This window comes from Azospirillum ramasamyi, assembly GCF_003233655.1.
Lineage (GTDB): Bacteria > Pseudomonadota > Alphaproteobacteria > Azospirillales > Azospirillaceae > Azospirillum > Azospirillum ramasamyi.
The window spans coordinates 30,308-49,098 of the sequence record NZ_CP029833.1; the positions used below are offsets into that span (position 1 = coordinate 30,308).

An 18,791-nucleotide genomic window follows, 5' to 3' on the forward strand; every position below is an offset into this window, starting at 1 on the left:
GGTCGGTGGAAGGGTGCCGGTCGGGGGAACTTGATGGCGGAGACTGAAAACGCATAACTATCGTTATGGAAATTTAATTCAATTGCACCGCGAGAGCGGAAACGCCGCCCGGCCCTTGCGGCCGGACGGCGTTCGGAACCCCGTCTGTGGAACCTGCCCCGACGATCAGGCGGCGTTCTCGCTCAGCACGCCGCGGCGGATCTGGTCGAGTTCGATCGATTCGAACAGAGCCTTGAAGTTGCCTTCGCCGAAGCCCTCGTTGCCGATGCGCTGGATGATCTCGAAGAAGATCGGGCCGATGACGTTCTGGGTGAAGATCTGCAGCAGCAGGCCCTGGCCCTCGGTCGGGGCGCCGTCGACCAGGATGCGGTTGGCGCGCAGCCGCTCCAGATCCTGGTCGTGGCCGGGCACTCGGGCGTCGAGCCGCTCGTAGTAGGTGTCGGGCGTGTCCTGGAACGGGGTGCCCAGGCCGCGCATCGTCTCCACCGTGTGGACGATGTCGTTGGTGCCCAGCGCCACGTGCTGGATGCCCTCGCCCTTGTAGTCGCGCAGGTATTCGACGATCTGCGACTTGTTGTCGGCGGATTCGTTGATCGGGATGCGGATCTTGCCGCAGGGGCTGGTCATCGCCTTCGAGCGCAGGCCGGTCAGCTTGCCCTCGATGTCGAAGTAGCGGATCTCGCGGAAGCCGAACAGGCGGGTGTAGAACTCGGCCCACTCCTCCATCCGCCCGGTGTGGACGTTGTGGGTCAGGTGGTCGATGTAGGTCAGGCCGGCGCCCTTCGGATGCTGGTCAACCCCCGACAGCGGCACGAAATCGACCTCGTAGATGCTGCCGCGCTCGCCATAGCGGTCGACGAGATAGATCAGCGAATCGCCGATGCCCTTTATGGCGGGGATGTTCAGTTCCATGGCGCCGACGCGGTTCTCGACACCCCAGGCGCCGAGATCGACGGCGCGGCGATAGGCGAAGGCGGCGTCGGCGACACGGAAGGCGATGGCGCAGATCGACGGGCCGTGCTGGGCGGCGAAATTGCGCGGGAAACCCGACCGTTCGGCATTGACGATGAAGTTCACGTCGCCCTGGCGGTAGAGCGTCACGTCCTTGGACCGGTGGCGGGCGATGGCCGTAAAGCCCAGCTGCTCGAACAGGCGGCCCAGCGCCACGGTGTCCGGCGCGGTGAATTCGATGAACTCGAACCCATCGGTCTTCATCGGATTTTCCCACATGTCGGCCATGGTCGCCTCTCCCTTGGTTCGTTATGCGGTCAGTATGCCGGACTGTCCGTGGAAATAGCTTTCAAAGTGGGGCGAGCACACCTATGATTTTGGCAGGATTTTCCACCGAGCGCCGCATACCCGGAGAAACCATTCTGTGCCTGCCTCCTTATCGGAAATAGACATCAAAATTCTGGTCGCGCTGCAGGAGGATTCGCGCCTGACCGTGCAGGAGCTTGCCGACCGGGTCGGCACCTCCCCCTCCTCCTGCTGGCGCCGGTTGCGCTCGCTGGAGGAAACCGGGGTGATCCGCCGCTATACGGCGCTGGTCGATCCGAAAGCGGCGTCGGTGGGGGAGTGCGTGTTCGCCCATGTGACGCTCGATCACCATTCGGCCGAGACCGCCGCCGTCTTCATCGACGCGGTGCGCAAGCGGCCGGAGGTGCTGGAATGCTATGCGGTATCGGGCGATGCCGACTATCTGCTGCGGGTCGCGGTGCGGGCGATCGCCGACTACAACCGCTTTCTGGAGGAGTTCGTCTTCCAGCTGCCCTTCCAGGTCCGCATCCGCTCCAACTTCGCCCTGAAGGAAATCAAGTTCGAGACGGCGTTGCCGTTGGCAGCGGGGGCGTAGCGCCGTTGCCTTTACGAAAGCGACGTCTCCCAGCGGTCATCCCCGCGAAGGCTGGGATGACGGCCGATGACCTTGCGGATCTCCCCTACCCCGGCACCCGGCGCTTGGCCGATACGGCGGCGGCGGCGGTCGCGGGGTGCGGGCCGGCGATGCGGTCGAGCAGCAGGTCCAGGCCGGTGCGGCTGGTCTCGTAGGCCACCCGCGCGCGGGTCAGCGTCTGGGCGGACGCGGCGGCGAGCGCCTCGCGGTCGTCGGCCCAGGCCGCCAGGATCGGCAGAGCCGACTTGATGAAATCGGCATCCTGCGGCACCAGCCCTTCGGCCGGGATGTCGGAGCCGATGCAGCCGCGCTCGTAGGCCAGCACCGGCACGCCGGCCGCCATCGCTTCGAACAGCACCAGCGGCTGCGCCTCGTTGCGGTAGCGGGTGGGGAAGACGAACACGTCGATGTCGCGGTAGAAGGCCTCCTTGGCCTCGCCATGGACCGGGCCGTGATACTCGACCGCCCCGTCGAAGGCCATCAGCCCGGCGGCGATCATCGCATTGTCCTTGGGCTTCAGGCCGGGCCCGGCCAGCACCAGCTTGGCGTCCACCCCCTCCAGCTGCAGGGCGCGCAGCAGGGCGAACAGCGTGTCCAGCCCCTTCTCGCTGCACAGGTTCGACAGGTGGCCGATGCGCAACGGGCCCTCGCGCCGCGGACGCGGGGCGGCGTCGGGGGGGGAGAAGATGGCGTTCGACATGGTCATGCAGCTGCGCGCCGCCGGATAGATCGATTGGAAGCGCATCTGCATCGCCGGGCACAGCAGCACATGGGTGCAGTCGGTGCCGGCGACGCGGGTCAGCAGCCGCATCCGCCATGTCGGTTTGCTGATGGTGGCGAAGGAATGGTGGTGCAGCACCCGCTTGTAGCCGAACAGCCGCGCGGTGCCGGCGAGCGCCGTCGTGTAGAGCGCTCCCCAGCCGGAATCGACGGGCATGTAGAAACGGCGGTCGGGCTTGCCCACCCCGGCGGCCAGCCGCCCCATCGTCCCGAACACCCGGGCCATTTTGCGCAGGTGGTAGGCGCCGCCGCCGCCGTTCCACCCCGGCGACAGGTCCGCCACCTCGACACGGCCGCGCCCCCGCATGCGGTCCCGGAGACAGTCCAGCACCAGGGCGGTCACCCGGCTCATCCCGTCCACCGGCGGCGGCAGCCGTCCCGAGACGACCACATGGGTGCGCGCGTTCCGTTCCATCGTCAACTCCCGGTCAGGGCCGCGCCGGCGGACGGGCCATGCTGGCCACCCTCCGGATCGGCGGAATAGTCGGACGCATACTCCGTGTCCGCGCTGCGCTCCGCCCTCGGGCCGCCCAGCGCCACCACGGCCTTCTCCACCGACTGGGCGAAGAAGCTGGCATCGGCGAAGGCCTGGAAGGGGCGCCCGTTCAGGCTCAGGCGGCGCCATTCCGTTTCCTCCGCGGCGACCGAAAGCATGTAGCGCGCCAGCCCTTCCGGGTTGTCCGGCTCCACGATGTGGCCGTTCAGGCCGCTGCGGATCAGCACGTCGCGGGCGCCGCACTGATCGGACAGGATGGTCGGAACTCCCATGGCCAATGCCTCGTTAACCACCAGACCGAACTGCTCCTCCAAGGACGGCAGCAGCAGGCACAGCGTGGACCCGAGCGTTTCGGCGATCCCCTTCTCCTGCAGGAATCCGCGGAAGATGATCGATCCGTCCAGCCCGCGCCGCGTCACTTCGGCCCGCAGATCCTCCTCCAGCGGACCGGACCCGCAGAGGTGGAGCGGGCGGGCGGCCGGACCGGCCAACCGCCGGTAAATGTCATAGGCTTCGACCGCACGGAACAAGTTCTTCTTCGGGACGAAGCGCGCAATGATGGTGAAGTGGCGGTCGGCGAAGGGTACTCCCCCAGGGGCCGGCTCCATCCCGGACAGCCGCCGGATGCGGTCGAGCGACAGCGTGTCGTACCCGATATAGAGACGATCCTTCGGCAGTCCCAGCAGACGGAAGTAATCCACCGTGCGGTGACTGCCGCCGATCCCGGCCTGATAGGGGGAGTAGAAGACGCTCTTGACCATCTCCCGCCACAGGATGCGCGGCTTGTCGTCGTATTTGGACGCGTTCATGTTGATGAGCCTGCGCCCCATCAGCCGCATGGTCAGGGCGAGCGCGAAGACATCCGGATCCTCGTAATGGCAGAGAAAGACGAAGCGCGCGTCGGCCCGCCGGCATTCGCGCAGCAGGGCGCGGTAGACCGCCACCTTCGACAGCTCGGCCTTCGATTGGCCGGGGAACAGGGTGATCTTGCGGAAATTCTGCCCCGTTCCGGTCGAATCCCAGGCGTAGGTGTGCGATTTGGAGCCGACCTCCAGCCCGATCACGTCATAGACATGGCCAAGGCGGCGGCCGACGGCTTCCAGCCGGTCCATGTGGTAGGGGCCGAACATCTCCCAACTGAAGACCAGCGCGGGCTTCTTCATGCTGCCTCTCCCAACAGAAGACGGGCGTATCGGTCGAGCGCCACGGCGCGTGTGGCGTTCGCCTCCACCCAGGCGCGGCCGCGGCGGCCCATCGCGGTCGCGCGGACGGGATCGGACAGCAGGGCGGCCACCGCCTCCGCCATCGCGCGCGGCTCCTCCGGCGGGGTGCACAGGAAGGCGCCGACCTCCGCCTCCAGCGTGGCGAGCGCCGAGCCCGGCAGGCAGGTGCTGACGAAGGGCCGGCCGGCGGCGAGGATGGTCACCGCCTTGCCGGGCATGGCGAAGGCCGCTCCTTCGGGCCGCTGGGGCACGAGATGAACGTCGCCCTCCGCCATCGCTTCGTTCAACCGGTCCTTGGGCGCCAGCGGCTGGAAGATCACGTTGCCCAGCCCCATGGCGCTGGCGCGCGACTTCAGCTCCTCCTCCAGGCCGCCCTGCCCGCGCAGCTTGACCCGCGCCTGCGGCATCAGCCCGGCCAGATGCCCGGCCATGTCCAGAACCTGCTCCAGCCCCTGCTTGCGGGCGAAGGCGCCGCTGTAGAGCGCCGTCGGCGGCTGGTCGGGGCGCGGCAGCGGGTGGACGGCGTCGGCGTCGACATGGGGCGGGATCACATGGATCGGCTTGGTGACGCCCAGCTCCTCCAGCACGCCGCGCATCGGCTCCGACAGGACGACGATGGCGTCGGCGCGGTTCAGCGCCGCGCGCTCCATGGCGCGGATCGCCCTGACCGCCGCCTTGCCGCCCATTCCCAGCGCGCCGGCGAGGCCGGACTGGATGTCGTGGACGATGGCGACGTGGCGGCCGCCCGGCGTGGTGAGGCGGTCGGCGATGCCCACCGACAGGATCGACGGGCAGAGCGACAGCACCGCGTCGTGCCGCCCGACCCGCCCGCGGGCGAGCGCGGCGGCGAAGCCTGCATGCAGCACGCCCTCGTGGATCAGGCGGGCCTTCATGCCGCCGCCGGCCGGCGGGATGGTGGGCAGGCGCTCGATCAGCACCCCATCGACCGTCCTGCTGTCCTGCGACCCGTCGGCGTAGCCGTCATAGACCTTGTTGCCGGGATAGTTGGGCCGCGCGGTCAGCACGGTCGTTTCCGCCCCGGCCGCCGCGAAGGCGGTGGCGAGGTCGGTCATCATCGGCGCGCTGCCGGCCGGCTCCGGCCAATAGCTCTGCGCCACCAGCAGCAGCTCTTCCGGCACGGGCACGTCCGACAGGGCAAGCGCGCTGGACGGCCGGTCTGAGACCGGCTCCCGCAGATGGATGGAATCGTCCGGCATCGGCCTTCACTCCGCAGCCTGCTTCGGGGCCAGGTGGCGGTCCGGAGCGGCGTTCTCCAGGAACCAGCCATAGGTGCGGCGCAGCCCCTCTTCCAAAGACACCTTGGGGCGCCAGCCGGTGGCGAACAGGCGCGACACGTCCATCAGCTTGCGCGGGTGGCCGTCGGGCTTGCTCAGGTCGTGGGTCAGCGTGCCGGTGTAGCCGACGGTGTCGCGGATCAGGCCGGCGAGATCGGCGATGGCGATGTCGTCGCCGGGGCCGACATTGATGATCTCCTCGCTGTCGTAATGGTCCATCAGGTACAGGCAGGCGTCCGCCATGTCGTCGACATAGAGGAACTCGCGCCGCGGCGTGCCGGTGCCCCACAGCGTGACCGTCGGATCGCCCGCCAGCTTGGCGTCGTGGAAGCGGCGGATCATGCCCGGCAGCGCGTGCGAGGTCTCAGGCTCGAAATGGTCGCCGGGGCCGTAGAGGTTGGACGGCATGGCGCAGATGGCGTTGAAGCCGTATTGGCGCCGGTAGGCCTGGCACATGGTGATGCCGGCGATCTTGGCGACGGCGTAGGGCTTGTTGCTCGGCTCCATCGGGCCGGACAGCAGCGCCTCCTCCTTGATCGGCTGTTCCGCATGCTTCGGGTAGAGGCAGGAGGAGCCGAGGAACAGCAGCTTCTTCACGCCGGCGCGCCAGGCGGCGTCGATGACGTTGGACTGGATCAGCAGGTTGTCGCGGATGAAGTCGCCGCCGAAGCGGTCGTTGGCGAGGATCCCGCCCACCTTCGCCGCGGCCAGGATCACCTGATCGATGCCCTCGCGGTCGAAGAAGGCGCGCACCGCCGCCTGATCGGTCAGATCGAGCTGCGAGCGGTCGCGGATCACGAGGTCGGTGTGCCCCGCCTCCGTCAGCCGCCGCAGAATGGCGGACCCGACGAGGCCCCGGTGGCCGGCGACGAAGATACGGCTGTTGCGGTCCATGCGGGCCGTCTCCTGATGAGATGGTGTCTTGGGGGGAAGCTCCCAGGCCCCCTCCCCATCCCTCCCCCACCGGCGGCGGGAGAGGGGGTAGAACGCTTGCCGCGGTCCCTTCAAAGGACTGCGGCAGTCCCCTCTCCCTCGAAGAGGGGGAGGGTCAGGGGGGCGGAGAACTGGAGGGGGCCGTGCCCGCCCCCTACTCCGCCGCCTGCCCCATGCGCCCTAACTCCGCCCGAGCCCGCTCCGCGTACCACTGCACCACGCCCGGCAGGCCGGCGGAGAGCGGGATGCGCGGGCTGAATCCCAGCGCGGTCAGCTTGGCGATGTCGGGACTGCGGCGGTCGGTGCCGCCGGGGGCGGCCGGGCCGGGCATCACCTGGGCCTCGCGGCCGAGGCAGGACACCGTCTGCCGGGCGAGGTCGGCGATGGTGACCTCCTCCGGGTTGCCGACATGGTAGATGCCGAGATGCTCGCCCTTGCCGATCACCGTCACGATACCGTCGACGGCGTCGTCGATGTGGACGAAGGCGCGGGTCTGGCGGCCGTCGCCCTGGATCCGGAACGGCACCGGCCCGCTGGGGTGGCTGGCGATGGACTCCACCGCGCGGCGGGAGAATTCCGGCACCACATGCTCCCACCCCATGTCGGGGCCGTAGACGTTGTGCGGACGGAAGATCGCCACCCGGTCGAAGCCGTTGCGGCCCCAGTTTATGGCCAGCAGTTCCGAGATCAGCTTGGAGCCGCCATAGCTGTAGCGGGCGTTCAGCACGTCCGGCACCACCAGCGGCACGTCCTCCGGCGTCGGCACCACCGGCGGGGTCTGGTAGGCTTCGGACGAGGAGGCGACGACGAGGTCGCCCACACCCTCGGCGCGGCAGGCGTCCAGCACGTTCAGCATGCCGCGCACGCCGACGTCCAGCACCACCTCCGGCTTCTCGTAGAAATGCTTGGTGCCGTTGACGGCGGCCAGATGCAGCACGCCGTCGACGCCGCGCGCCGCCCCGCGCACGGCATCCGGGTCGCGGATGTCGCCCTGGACGAACTCCACGTCGTCCAGCACGCCGGCCAGCCGCCCGGTATGCCCGCGCGAGTTGTCGTCCAGCACGCGGACCCGGTGGCCGTCACGGACCAGCCGGTGGACCAGGGCGGCGCCGATGAAGCCGCTGCCGCCGGTGACGAGATAGTGTTTCATGTCGGTTCGATTCCCCTTCAGGCACGGATTGCGTCAGGCCGCATTTGCGTCAGGCGACATGCGCGTAGCGGGCGGCACCATGGCTCCCGAGCGCGACGTAGGCTGTGCCGTCCGGCAGGTCGACATCGCGGCTGTTGAAGTTGTTCCAGAAGTCGTAGATCACGCCCGGCCGGTCCATCCGCTGGGCCAGATCCGGCAGCGGCATCGAGGTGAAGACCGGGTGATTGTTCAGGATGACCGCCAGATTGGCGCCGGACACCGCCTCGGCCATGTTGGCCGCCGGCTCCAGCCCGAAGCTGCGGATGTCGTCCGGCCGGACCACCGCGTCGAAGCCGCGCAGGCGGGCGGAGGGGAAACGGTGGCGGAGTTCCTCCAGCACCGGCTTCGCCATGGTGCCGCGCAGGTCGTCGGTCGCCGGCCGGCCCTTGAAGGCGAGGCCCATCAGGCTGATGGTCGGCGTCTCCGGGAAGCCCTGCATGGAGTGGGCGAGCTTGCCGAGGAAGTCGGCGACCTCGACCGGCTGGCTTTCGTTGACCAGACGGCCGGCGGCGGTGATCGCCATGTCGACGCCGACCTCGCGCGCCGCCTCGATCAGGATGTGGGGATCCTTCTCCAGGCAGGGGCCGCCGACCGGGCCGGGCAGCGGCAGGTTGGTGCGCGAATAGCCCAGCTTGCCGGCGCGGGCCACCTCGACCGCCGAGATCTCCATGGCGTTGCACAGCTTCGCGATCTCGTTGGAGAAGGCGAAGGTGACGTCGCGGTAGGTGTTGTCGACCAGCTTGATCAGCTCCGCCGTCTCCAGGGTGGAGACCTTGACGGTGGTCGGCGTCAGGAAGCCGAAGATCTGCGCCGCGCGGGTGGCGACGTCCAGGCTTTCCGCCCCGACGATCTGCGGCAGCTGGTTCAACTCCAGCAGCGCCTGGCCTTCCAGGGTGCGTTCCGGGCAGAAGGCGATGTCGAACTGCTTGCCGGTGGCGCGCAGGATCGGCGCCACGATGTTGCGGGTGGTGCCCAGCTTCACGGTGGAGCGCAGGATGACCAGATCGCCGTCATGCAGGCAGCTGGCGACCTGACGGGTGGCCGCTTCGATCATGTCGGTGCGGACCCGGCCGTCCTTGCTCAGCGGCGTACCGACCGTGATGATGAAGACGCTGGCCTTGCTGCAATCCTGCTGGTTGCGGCTGAAGGTGAAACGGCCGCGCGCGATGACGTGCCGCAGCTTCTCCGTCAGGCCCGGCTCGTGGAAGTGCGGGTTGCCCTGACCGAGCTTGTCGAGCACGTCCTGCCGCACCTCGACCCCATGCACCTGGAAGCCGGCGTCCGCCATCGCCACCGCCAGCGTCAGGCCGACATAGCCGAGCCCGAGGACGCAGACGTCACGATCGGAAAAAGTCTTGGGAAGCATCGTTGCTCCTGCCGTTTGCTGAGGCCCCGCCGGAGGCGGCGGGGTGCCGAGAGTTTGGAGACGCCCCCGGCTGCCCTGCCGTGTTGGCAAGGGTGCAGACGGAGAAACCTCAAAATTTGAAATTGTTTTCTTGTTGTGACTTCGCCGTGACGATGAAGTACCTCGTTACCGGCGTTGTGCAGCGCGAAGTGTTTCAGAAATCGCCGTCCGATGGAAAGACTATGATTGCAGAACACCGCCGTGTTAAGAGTATTAACCCTCGGCGCGCTCTAATAAATGCTTGGAGGCACCAACAGAGACGTTCGAAAGTGGTGCAATAGGCACTTTCCGTCCCTGAAGTCTAAAATCGACGGGCGGCATTGCAAAATTGTCGGGTGCGATCATCGGGGCGGACGGCCGGACTGTCATGCTTCACCTCCCTCATGCCGTGGCGCTGGTCAGCCGGCGCAGCCTGTTCGGGCGCACCAGTCCGGTCAGGACGGCCACCAGCGCATAGATCAAGACCATCGCCACGCTGCCGGCGATGAAATGCACCAGCGCCGGCATGTGGGCGAAGAACGGGGCGCCGACATGGGCCAGGGCGAAGGCCGCTCCGGTCGCGGCGCCGGCGCACAGCATCGCCCGCGCCGCGATCCCGACATACAGCTCGCCCACGGCCCGACGGTGGATCCAGGCGATGGCGACGGTGGCGGCCAGCTCCGCGGTGAAGGTCGCCATCGCGGCCCCCTCGATGCCGTAGCGGGGAATCCACCAGATGTTCAGCAGGGCGTTCAGCGCCCCCCCCGACAGCATGGCGATCATGTAGCCGGTCTGCCGGTGCCAGACGAGCAGCGGGTTGCCCAGGATCATGTTGGCGTAGACCACTGCCGACGCCAGCATCAGCAGCCGCAGCGCCAGCGTCGCCGGGGCGTAGGCGTCGCCGAACAGCGTGCCCAGGATGACCGGCGCCAGGGCGAAGCCGCCGGCGATGACCAGCCCGCCGACCGCCAGCATGACGCCGGCATAGGCGCGCATCCGCTCGCGCATCTGCCCGATCTCGCCATAGGAGGCGGCCAGCTGCGGCAGGAAGGCGTTCATCACGATGTTGCCGACCAGATTGGCCAGGGTCTGGATCTTCACCGCGGCGCTGTACCAGCCGACTTCGGTATGCGGAGCCAGGAAGCCCAGCATCACCACGTCCAGATGGGTGAAGATCGCCCAGGCGAAGACGCCGACGGCCATCGGCGTCGCCGCCGTCAGGATCTCGCGCCACACCTTCAGGTCGATCCTCGGGCGCAGCGTGCCGAAATCGCGGTGGAAACGGCCGATCATGATCAGCGCGTTGACGGTGATGGAGCCGCCGGTGATGGCGGCCGCGGTGATGGCGTCCTCAGGTCCACGCACCAGGAGGAAGACGAGAAGCATGGAGCCGATCGATGTCCCGATCTCGCGCGTGGCGATCACCCCCATCTTCTCGGTCGCCTGGTAAACAAAGTCGAGCACCAGGGCGTTCCCGAGCAGCTGCACCGCCTGTACCAGAAGAACCGCCTTCACCGCCATCGGCTTGTCCAAGGACAGGATGAACACCGCATAGACGGTCCCCACCAGCAGGGCGAGGACGGTGCGCAGGGTCAGCACATGCTCGGACAGTTCGGCCGCCTGGTCGCGGTCGCGCGCGATCTCGCGGATGGCGTAGGTGGACAGGCCCATGTTCACGAACAGCGCCGCATAGGCCATCAGCGACGTGCCGAACCCCAGAACGCCGAAGCTGTCCGGCCCCAGCACCCGCGCGGTCCAGGCGGCGGTGACCAGCCCGCTCGCCATAGTCGCCGCCTTTGCGGCGGCAAGGGCGCGGATGTTGCGGAAGATGCGGTGGCCAGCTGACATTCATAGCTCTTCGGTGGTGGACGGTATGTTCGATTCACAGGGCAAAACGGCCTCTCCCGCCTTTTCGGGGCGGGAGAGGGAAAACCGTCCTCAATTTGCGTAATAGCGCCGGTAGCCGTGGTATCTGCCGCTGTCCGGGAACTCGTATTGTGCGTGGCGCCGGGTATCGACCTGACTGAACAGGACGCCGACCACGTCGCCGCCGGCCTCGACCACCTCCTTCAGGCCGGCCATGGCGGTGCCGCGCTTGGTCAGCCCCCAGCGGACGATGAAGACGGTCTGGTCGGCGAGCGCGGCCAGCAGCTTGCCCTCCGACACAGCCAGGACCGGCGGCGAATCCAGGACCACGCGGTCGTAGTTGACCGACAGGCGCGACAGCAGCTGATGCATGTTGGACGAACCCAGGGCATCCTGCGGCAACGACGGACCGTGACCGGCGGTGAGGACGTGCAGGCCGGTGCGCGGATCGACCTGGATGACGTCCTCCAGCGCCGAGGTGCCGGCCAGAACCTCCGACAGGCCGTGGGTGTTGGTCATGCCCAGCATCTCGTGCAGGCTCTTCCGCCGCAGGTCGCAGTCGACCAGGATCGTCCGCTGGCCGGCGTTGGCGCAGGTGCGGGCGAAGGCAGCGGCGACGGAGCTCTTGCCCTCCCCCGGGACCGACGAGCTGAACAGGATCACCCGGTGCCGCCCGTCGGGATTGGCGAGCAGCAGCGAGGTGCGCAGGTTCTGCATCGATTCCGCGAAGGCGGAGGCCGGCTTGTCGACCACATAGCTGGCGGGCGATCCGCCGAAGCGCGGGATGCGCGGCACGATGCCCATGCTGCGCACGCCGGTCGCCAGTTCGAACTGGTGCGGGCTGCGGAAGCCATTGTCGGCCCGTTCGCGCAGCATGGCCAGAAGCACGCCCAGCGTGCCCGACGCCACCAGCGCCAGCAGCACGATCAGCTTGCGGTTGGGCTGCGACGGATCGAGCGGGATCGATGCCTCCGACACCACGCGGGCGTCGGGCTGGCGCATGTCGGTCTGCGCCGCGATCTGCTGCGAGCGGGTCAGCAGCGCCTCGTACATCGACTGGGCGGTGGTGGCGTCGCGCTCCAGGGTGCGCAGGCCGACGGTCGCCTGCTGCTGTTCGTTCTGCTTGGCCTCAGCCTGATCCAGGCTGGTCTTCAGCGCCTGCTCGCGGCCCTTGGCCAGCTCCACCTCGTTGCTGAGATTGTCGACGATCTTGCCGACATCGGCCTTGATCTGGGATTGCAGGTCGCGCAGCTGGCTTTGCAGGGCCAGCAGCATCGGGTGCTTGCTGCCGTAGCGGTTGGTGGCGTCGGCGATCTGCCGCTGCAGGTCGACCTCGCGCTCGCGCAGGGCCTGGATCAGCGGGGAGCCCAGCACGTCGCCGACCGCCGAGGCGCCGCGCGGCGAATTGGCCATCGCGGTGACGTCGCGCAGCTTGCTCTCCGCCTCCTGCCGCTTGGTGCGGGCCAGGATGTAGTCGGCGTTCAGCTGGCTCAGCTGCTGGCCGACCACGGTGCTCTCATTGACCGACGAGGTGGTCAGGCCATGCTGGGTCCGGTACTTCTCCACCGCGTCGCCGGTGGTCTGCGCTTCCCGGCGCAGATCGGCCAGCCGTTCCTCCAGCCATTGGGTGGCGCGCTTGGACGCCTTGAACTTCTCGTCGAGCTGATCCACCAGATAGAGGTCGGCCATGGTGTTGGCGATGAGGGAGGCCTTGCGCGGATCCTCGCTGTCGAAGCTGACGGCGATGACGTAGGAGCGGCCCTGCGGCCGGACCGACGTGTTGTCGAGAACCGCGTTGACCACCGAAGTCAGCTGGTTGCGCTCGCGCTCCTCGGGCGACAGCGGCAGGTCGTCGGACTTTTTCCAGCTGTCGGGGATCCAGTTGCGCGGGTTCAGCGCCGCCATCCACCCGGGGGGCGGCGGCCGCAGCGAGGCGTTGAATTCCGGATCGTTCATCAGCTTCAGCTTCGTCACCACCTTTTCGGCGAAGGCCGGCGACTTCAGGATGGCGACCTCGCTCTGTAAGGCGCTGATGTCCGGGTTCATGTCGGATACCACGCCCTCGAAATTCAGGACGGTGTTCTTGCGGTGCTCGACCATGATCAGGGTTTCGGCCGTGTAGAGCGGCGTCATCCGGAACGCGGCGAGGACCGCCAGTCCGGTGCCGACCACGATCACCGTGCCGATCAGAAGCTTGTGCCGCCGCAACAGCCCGGTGGTCCGACGCACCGCGCTGGCGGCGCTGGCCGACAGATCGTAGGAGATACCGGAAGAGGCGGAACCGGGACCCCGCCGAGACTCAGGGTTATCGCGTCGGGGGTGTTCCTGAAGTTCCTGGGTGGCCAAGGGGTCCTCCTCGCGTAACGACCAAATGCGCGGCCATAGGACCGTCCGATAGCCCGATCCGCCGTTTCGGACAGTGACTGCTGTCCGGCGGGCAAGCTCGGCGGTTCGTCCGATTGGCTGAAACGCAGTGTTAGTCCAGCCGTTGCATCGGCCATCCAGTGCATGCGGTGAGCAATGGGCGCGCAGTGGGTAGCCTTCCTGACCCTGTTGCAGTGCGGTATGAGCCGCAGGGGCAGGAGGCGAGATAATCGGGGTTACTCGGATGGACGGGCCAGATGACGAACGAACGGGGCGGCGAACGGGCCGGATGGAAGGCGGCGATCCCCGCGCCCTTCCCCATTCCGGCCGGTCCTGGAGCGGGGGCGGCCAGCATCCCGGGCAACGCCGGCCGGCGGGTGAACGTTCCCCGCCGAGCCGTAGGTTTCCGTGTCGGAGATGCTCGCCCCGACGGCCCATCCCGTACTGACAGAGCAGAGATTTATGACTTATTGCATAATAGAAATGTTAGGCGCCCAAACTTTTGAATTGCGCGGAATACGCAATAAAGGATAGTGTAACTCATCCTTTCGACGGAGGGTCGCGTCATGTCGTGCCGTCACACCGCTCGTCACACCGCTCGTCCCACCGCCACTGTCTGCGCGATCCGACAGATTCGCGACCATAGCCGGACTTGCGGCAGCCTTCCTGCCCGCGAGATGCTGCTGCGGGTCGAGCGGCGGATGATCCAACTTCTCGAAGATGAGTCGGCTTTGGCGATGTCCAGCCGGCCCGAACAGCACTGCGTTTCCAGGTGTGAACCCATCACAGACGGAATGATGGCCCAGGTGTAGAGCGGTCGATCGCGCGCCGGCCCGCAACGCGAACGGCCCGCTCCCTTTCGGGGGCGGGCCGTTCGCGTTTCCTCCAGAAAGCGTCTGGGGAAGTCAGGCGCGCGGGGCGTGCTTGTTCAGGATGCGCTGCAGGGTGCGTCGGTGCATCTTCAGGCGGCGTGCGGTCTCGGAGACGTTGCGGTCGCATTGTTCGAAGACGCGCTGGATATGCTCCCACCGCACGCGATCGGCCGACATCGGGTTTTCCGGCGGCTGGGGCAGCGGACGGCCGTCGGCCAGCAGCGCCGACTCGACGGCGTCGGCGTCGGCGGGCTTGGGCAGATAATCGACCGCGCCGGCCTTCACCGCCGCGACGGCGGTGGCGATGTTGCCATAGCCGGTCAGCATGACGATGCGGGCGTCGGGGCGGGCGTCGCGCAGGGCCGACACCACGTCGAGCCCGTTGCCGTCGCCCAGCCGCAGGTCGACCACCGCGAAGGCGGGCGCGGATTCCTGCGCCACCTCGATGCCGAGTTGCACGCAATCGACCGCGACCACGTTGAAGCCGCGCTTCTCCATGGCGCGGGCCAGCCGCGTGCGGAAGGGGGCGTCGTCGTCGACGATCAGCAGGCTGCGGGTGACGTCGCCAGTGAAGGTCAGTTTGACGGCTTCGCCCGACAGCATGTCATCGGTTGTTTTGAGGGTGTCCACCGTAAAACCTCATTTCTTGGCGTTGATGGTCTTCCAGCGCACGGAAATCCGCGCACCCGTTCCGCCCTGGTTGGAATGCCCGCCGGCGGTCTGGTCAGCGGGCGGAGTGCTGCTGTCCGGCGGATTGTTGGCGTAGCGCACCGTCGCGCCGGTCTTCTCCAGCAGCGTCTGCGCGATGAAGATGCCCAGCCCCATATGCCCGCCGCCCGCCTGCCCCTTGGGACCGGAGCGCTCGCCGCGCACGGACAGGTACGGTTCGCCGATGCGGCCCAGCAGATGGGGCGGGAAGCCCGGACCGTCGTCCATCACCGTGATGGTGACGCCGCGGCCGTCCCAGGCGGCGGCGATCGTCACCTTGTGGCGGGCGAACTGGTGGGCGTTCTGGATGAAGTTGCCGAGGCCGTGGATGATCTCCGGGCTGCGGCGCAGGAAGGGTTCCTCCGCCCCGCCGACCGGATGCGGTTCCACGACGAAGTCGATGTGGCCCAGCCGGTGGGGAGCCGCCGCGGCCTCGATCAGCGCGGTCAGCGGCAGCCGTTCGAACGGGTCGCCGCCGTCGGCCTCCGGCTTGCGCGCCAGATCGGCCAGGATCTCGCGGCAGCGCATCACCTGGCTCTGCAGCAGCTCGACATCCTCGCCATAGGGGCTGTCGGGCGGCAGGTCGCGCGCCAACTCCTTCGCCACCACGGCGATGGTGCCCAGCGGCGATCCCAGCTCATGCGCGGCGGCGGCGGCGAGCGCGCCCAGGGCGCCCAGGCGCTGTTCGCGGGCAAGCGCCACCTGCGAGGCGGCAAGCGCGTCGGCGAAGCGCCGCGCCTCGGCGGCGACCCGGAAGACATAGCCGGCGATGAAGACCGACGACACCGACAGCGACAGCCAGACGCCGAAGGCGTAGAGCGGCGCCATCGAGCGCACCGGCTCCTCCCACGGCAGCGGGAAGTGCCAGAGGGCGAGCGCGGTCAGGCAGATCAGGTTCAGCCCGGTCAGCAGCACCGTGCTGTAGCGCGACAGGATGGCGGCGCCCACCGTCATCGGCGCCAGCAGCAGGATGGCGAAGGGGTTGCTCAGGCCGCCGGTCAGATAGAGCAGCAGCGTCAGCTGCAGCATGTCGTAGCTGAGATACAGCGCCGCATCGCGGTCGGCCAGCCGCAGCCGGCCGCCCTGCTGGGCCATCGCCACCACGTTCAGCAGCGCCGACGCGCTGATCGCGGCCAGCACCGGCCCCAGCGGCAGCGGGAATCCCAGGCCCAGGCTGACGAATCCGACCGCCGCCAGCTGCCCGATCACCGCGACCCAACGGATCAGGATCAGCGTGCGCAGGGTGATGCGGCCGTCGGGCTGCGACCATTGCGGCGGTGCGGCGGCCGGCACCGGGGCGGTCAACACGCTGGCGAGCGTCACCATGATCCATACTCCCGGCCCGCATGCCCCTGGCGGTTGAGGCTCCTGCCGCCATATTCTGTGCCCATGACCGAGCGAACCATCCCACAGCATCCGCCCGCCATCCGGGTGGCCGGGCTGACCAAGCGCTTTCCCACGCCCGGCGGCGGGGAGGTGACGGCTGTCGACGCCATCGACTTCACCGTGCCGCGCGGAAGCGTGACCGGCCTTCTGGGCGGCAACGGCGCCGGCAAGACCACGACCATCTCGATGCTGCTGGGGCTTTTGCTGCCGACGGCCGGGACGGTGGAGATCCTGGGCGTCGACATGGCGCGCCATCGGCATGCCGTGCTTCCGCGCATGAACTTCTCCTCCCCCTACGTCGAACTGCCCCATCGGCTGACGGTGCGGGAGAACCTTACCGTCTATGCCCACCTCTACGGTTTGACATGCGTCAAAAAGCGCGTCCGAGAATTGTCCGAGCATCTTGACCTGACGCGTTTTCTCGATCGCCCGTCCGGCGGGCTTTCGGCGGGGCAGAAAACCCGCGTCGCGCTGGCCAAAGCTCTGCTGAACGATCCGGAGCTTCTGCTGCTGGACGAGCCGACGGCCTCGCTCGACCCCGACACCGCCGACTGGATCCGGACATATCTTGAGCGGTACCGCGCCCGCACCGGCGCCACCATCCTGCTTGCCTCCCATAACATGCTGGAGGTGGAAAGGTTGTGCGACGGCGTGCTGATGATGCGGCAGGGACGGATCGTCGACCGCGGCGCGCCGTCGGCCCTGGTCGCCCGCTATGGCCGACAGACGCTGGAGGAGGTGTTCCTCGACATCGCCCGCGCGTCCGACGGCACGCTCCTGGCCGGGGAGACCGCCGATGCCGCCGAATGACGCGACCGCTTCCCACCCGATCCCGCGGGCAGACTTCTCGCTGCGCCGGGTCGGCGCCATGGTGCTGCGCTACTGGTATCTGCTGCGCGGGTCGTGGCCGCGCATCCTGGAACTGGCCTACTGGCCGACCATGCAGATGATCCTGTGGGGCTACATCAACCAGTTCATGGCGTCGAGCAGCGGCGGCGGCAGCGTCTGGGTGGCGCAGGGGGCCGGCGTGCTGGTCAGCGCGGTGCTGCTGTGGGACGTGCTGTTCCGCGGCCAGCTCGGCGTCTCCATCTCCTTTCTGGAAGAGATGTGGTCGCGCAACCTCGGCCATCTGTTCGTCAGCCCCTTGCGCCCCGGCGAATGGGTGACGGCGCTGATGACCATGAGCCTGCTGCGCACCCTGATCGGCGTGCTGCCGGCGGCGGCGCTGGCGATTCCCTTCTTCGGCTATTCGGTCTTCGCACTCGGCCTGCCGCTTGCCGCCTTCTTCGCCAACCTGATCGTGCTGGGCTGGTCGCTCGGGCTGGTGATCGTGGCGCTGATCCTGCGCTACGGCATGGGCGCGGAGGGGCTGGCCTGGATCGTCGTCTTCATGCTGGCGCCGGTCAGCGCGGTCTATTATCCGGTCTCGGTCCTGCCGGCGTGGCTGCAGCCGGTCTCGCTCGCCCTGCCCTCCGCCCATGTGTTCGAGGGCATGCGGGCGCTGCTGTTCGAGGGTGTCCTGCGCTGGGACCATATGGCCTGGGCGGTCGGGCTGAACGCGCTCTACATGGCGGCCGGCGTCGGCGTGTTCCTGTACGCCTTCCGTCAGGCGCGCGTGCGCGGAGCTTTGCTGCAGACGGGTGAATGATCGGTAGAGTATGCGTCCGCAACCGTCAGCGACACCGGAGACCGCCGCCATGACCGCGCCCGCCACCCGCATCGACCTGTTCGACCGGCTCGTCGCCGAATCCCGGCCCGACTGGTCCGCCTATGTCGACCACGCCTTCGTGCGCGGGATGGGCGACGCCACGCTGCCGCAGGCGTGTTTCCGCCATTATCTGGTGCAGGATTACCTGTTCCTGATCCATTTCGCCCGGGCCTACGCGCTGGCCATCTACAAGGGCCGCGACCTGCGCGAGATGCGGGCATCGCTGGGCGGGCTGAAAGCGATCCTGGACGTGGAGATGGACCTGCATGTCGGCCTGTGCGCCGCTTGGGGCCTGTCGGCGACCGCGCTGGAACAGGCGGCGGAGGCCAAGGCGACGATGGCCTACACCCGCTATGTGCTGGAAACCGGCCTGCGCGGCGACCTGCTGGACCTGCATGTCGCGCTCAGCCCCTGCGTCATCGGCTATGCCGAGATCGGCCGGCGGCTGGCGGCCACGCCCGGCGCGCTGGACGGCGCCAACCCCTACCGCGTCTGGATCGCCGAATATGCCGGCGATGCCTATCAGGAGGTGGCGCGGGCGGCGCGGGAGAACCTCGACCGGCTGGCGGCCGACAGCCTGACCGAGGCCCGCTTCCCGCGGCTGCTGACGGTGTTCCGGCAGGCCTGCCGGCTGGAGGCGGATTTCTGGGAAATGGGAATGACGCTGGCGGGGTGAGACGCCGGGGGCAGGCGGGG

Annotated in this window: 15 protein-coding genes; 4 read left to right on the forward strand and 11 right to left on the reverse strand. The window is 68.1% G+C overall.

Annotated elements, in window-relative coordinates; all coding sequences use genetic code 11:
- Positions 1 to 165: 165 nt before the first annotated feature.
- Positions 166 to 1,239 carry a 4-hydroxyphenylpyruvate dioxygenase gene (gene hppD, locus DM194_RS22365; protein ID WP_111069791.1) on the reverse strand — a complete coding sequence of 358 codons (1,074 nt, stop codon included), beginning with the start codon at positions 1,237 to 1,239 and terminating at the stop codon, positions 166 to 168.
- Positions 1,240 to 1,375: 136 nt separating this feature from the next.
- Between hppD and DM194_RS22370 the strand changes: the two genes are divergently transcribed.
- Positions 1,376 to 1,852 (forward strand): Lrp/AsnC family transcriptional regulator, encoded by a 477-nt coding sequence (locus DM194_RS22370; protein ID WP_111069792.1) that lies wholly within the window; start codon positions 1,376 to 1,378, stop codon positions 1,850 to 1,852.
- Positions 1,853 to 1,937: 85 nt separating this feature from the next.
- Here the strand turns inward: DM194_RS22370 and DM194_RS22375 are convergent, their stop codons facing one another.
- From DM194_RS22375 to DM194_RS22425, 10 genes are all read right to left on the reverse strand, one after another.
- Positions 1,938 to 3,086 carry a glycosyltransferase family 4 protein gene (locus DM194_RS22375; protein WP_111069793.1) on the reverse strand — a complete coding sequence of 383 codons (1,149 nt, stop codon included), beginning with the start codon at positions 3,084 to 3,086 and terminating at the stop codon, positions 1,938 to 1,940.
- 2 nt (positions 3,087 to 3,088) lie between these two features.
- On the reverse strand, positions 3,089 to 4,330 hold the full coding sequence (locus tag DM194_RS22380; RefSeq protein WP_111069794.1) for a glycosyltransferase family 4 protein: 1,242 nt from the start codon (positions 4,328 to 4,330) through the stop codon (positions 3,089 to 3,091).
- Positions 4,327 to 5,607: a glycosyltransferase family 4 protein gene (locus DM194_RS22385; RefSeq protein ID WP_111069795.1), complete on the reverse strand. Its 1,281-nt coding sequence runs from the start codon at positions 5,605 to 5,607 to the stop codon at positions 4,327 to 4,329. Before DM194_RS22385 ends, DM194_RS22380 begins: the two co-directional genes overlap by 4 nt.
- Before the next feature lie 6 nt (positions 5,608 to 5,613).
- A complete protein-coding gene (locus DM194_RS22390; RefSeq protein ID WP_111069796.1) occupies positions 5,614 to 6,579 on the reverse strand; it encodes a GDP-L-fucose synthase family protein in 966 nt (321 codons plus the stop codon).
- A 193-nt stretch (positions 6,580 to 6,772) separates the two neighbouring features.
- Entirely contained in the window at positions 6,773 to 7,768 is a 996-nt protein-coding gene (locus tag DM194_RS22395) for an NAD-dependent epimerase/dehydratase family protein (protein ID WP_111069797.1), read from the reverse strand.
- Between the two features lie 49 nt (positions 7,769 to 7,817).
- Complete coding sequence (locus DM194_RS22400) at positions 7,818 to 9,173, reverse strand: nucleotide sugar dehydrogenase (RefSeq protein WP_111069798.1); 1,356 nt, start codon at positions 9,171 to 9,173, stop codon at positions 7,818 to 7,820.
- A gap of 420 nt (positions 9,174 to 9,593) precedes the next feature.
- Positions 9,594 to 11,039 carry a flippase gene (locus DM194_RS22405; protein ID WP_111069799.1) on the reverse strand — a complete coding sequence of 482 codons (1,446 nt, stop codon included), beginning with the start codon at positions 11,037 to 11,039 and terminating at the stop codon, positions 9,594 to 9,596.
- A gap of 90 nt (positions 11,040 to 11,129) precedes the next feature.
- Entirely contained in the window at positions 11,130 to 13,286 is a 2,157-nt protein-coding gene (locus tag DM194_RS22410; protein ID WP_246024590.1) for a GumC family protein, read from the reverse strand.
- Between the two features lie 1,040 nt (positions 13,287 to 14,326).
- Complete coding sequence (locus DM194_RS22420) at positions 14,327 to 14,896, reverse strand: ActR/PrrA/RegA family redox response regulator transcription factor (protein WP_111070267.1); 570 nt, start codon at positions 14,894 to 14,896, stop codon at positions 14,327 to 14,329.
- A 36-nt stretch (positions 14,897 to 14,932) separates the two neighbouring features.
- A complete protein-coding gene (locus tag DM194_RS22425; RefSeq protein WP_111069802.1) occupies positions 14,933 to 16,327 on the reverse strand; it encodes an ActS/PrrB/RegB family redox-sensitive histidine kinase in 1,395 nt (464 codons plus the stop codon).
- A gap of 63 nt (positions 16,328 to 16,390) precedes the next feature.
- Between DM194_RS22425 and DM194_RS22430 the strand changes: the two genes are divergently transcribed.
- Genes DM194_RS22430 through tenA form a run of 3 tightly spaced genes read left to right on the forward strand, consistent with a single transcriptional unit; the run spans position 16,391 to position 18,771 of the window.
- A complete protein-coding gene (locus DM194_RS22430) occupies positions 16,391 to 17,197 on the forward strand; it encodes an ABC transporter ATP-binding protein (RefSeq protein ID WP_111069803.1) in 807 nt (268 codons plus the stop codon).
- A complete protein-coding gene (locus DM194_RS22435) occupies positions 17,184 to 18,035 on the forward strand; it encodes an ABC transporter permease (RefSeq protein WP_111069804.1) in 852 nt (283 codons plus the stop codon). The genes DM194_RS22430 and DM194_RS22435 overlap by 14 nt, the downstream gene beginning before the upstream one ends.
- Before the next feature lie 49 nt (positions 18,036 to 18,084).
- Positions 18,085 to 18,771, forward strand: coding sequence for a thiaminase II (gene tenA / locus DM194_RS22440; RefSeq protein ID WP_111069805.1), 687 nt, complete (start codon positions 18,085 to 18,087; stop codon positions 18,769 to 18,771).
- Positions 18,772 to 18,791 lie beyond the last annotated feature (20 nt).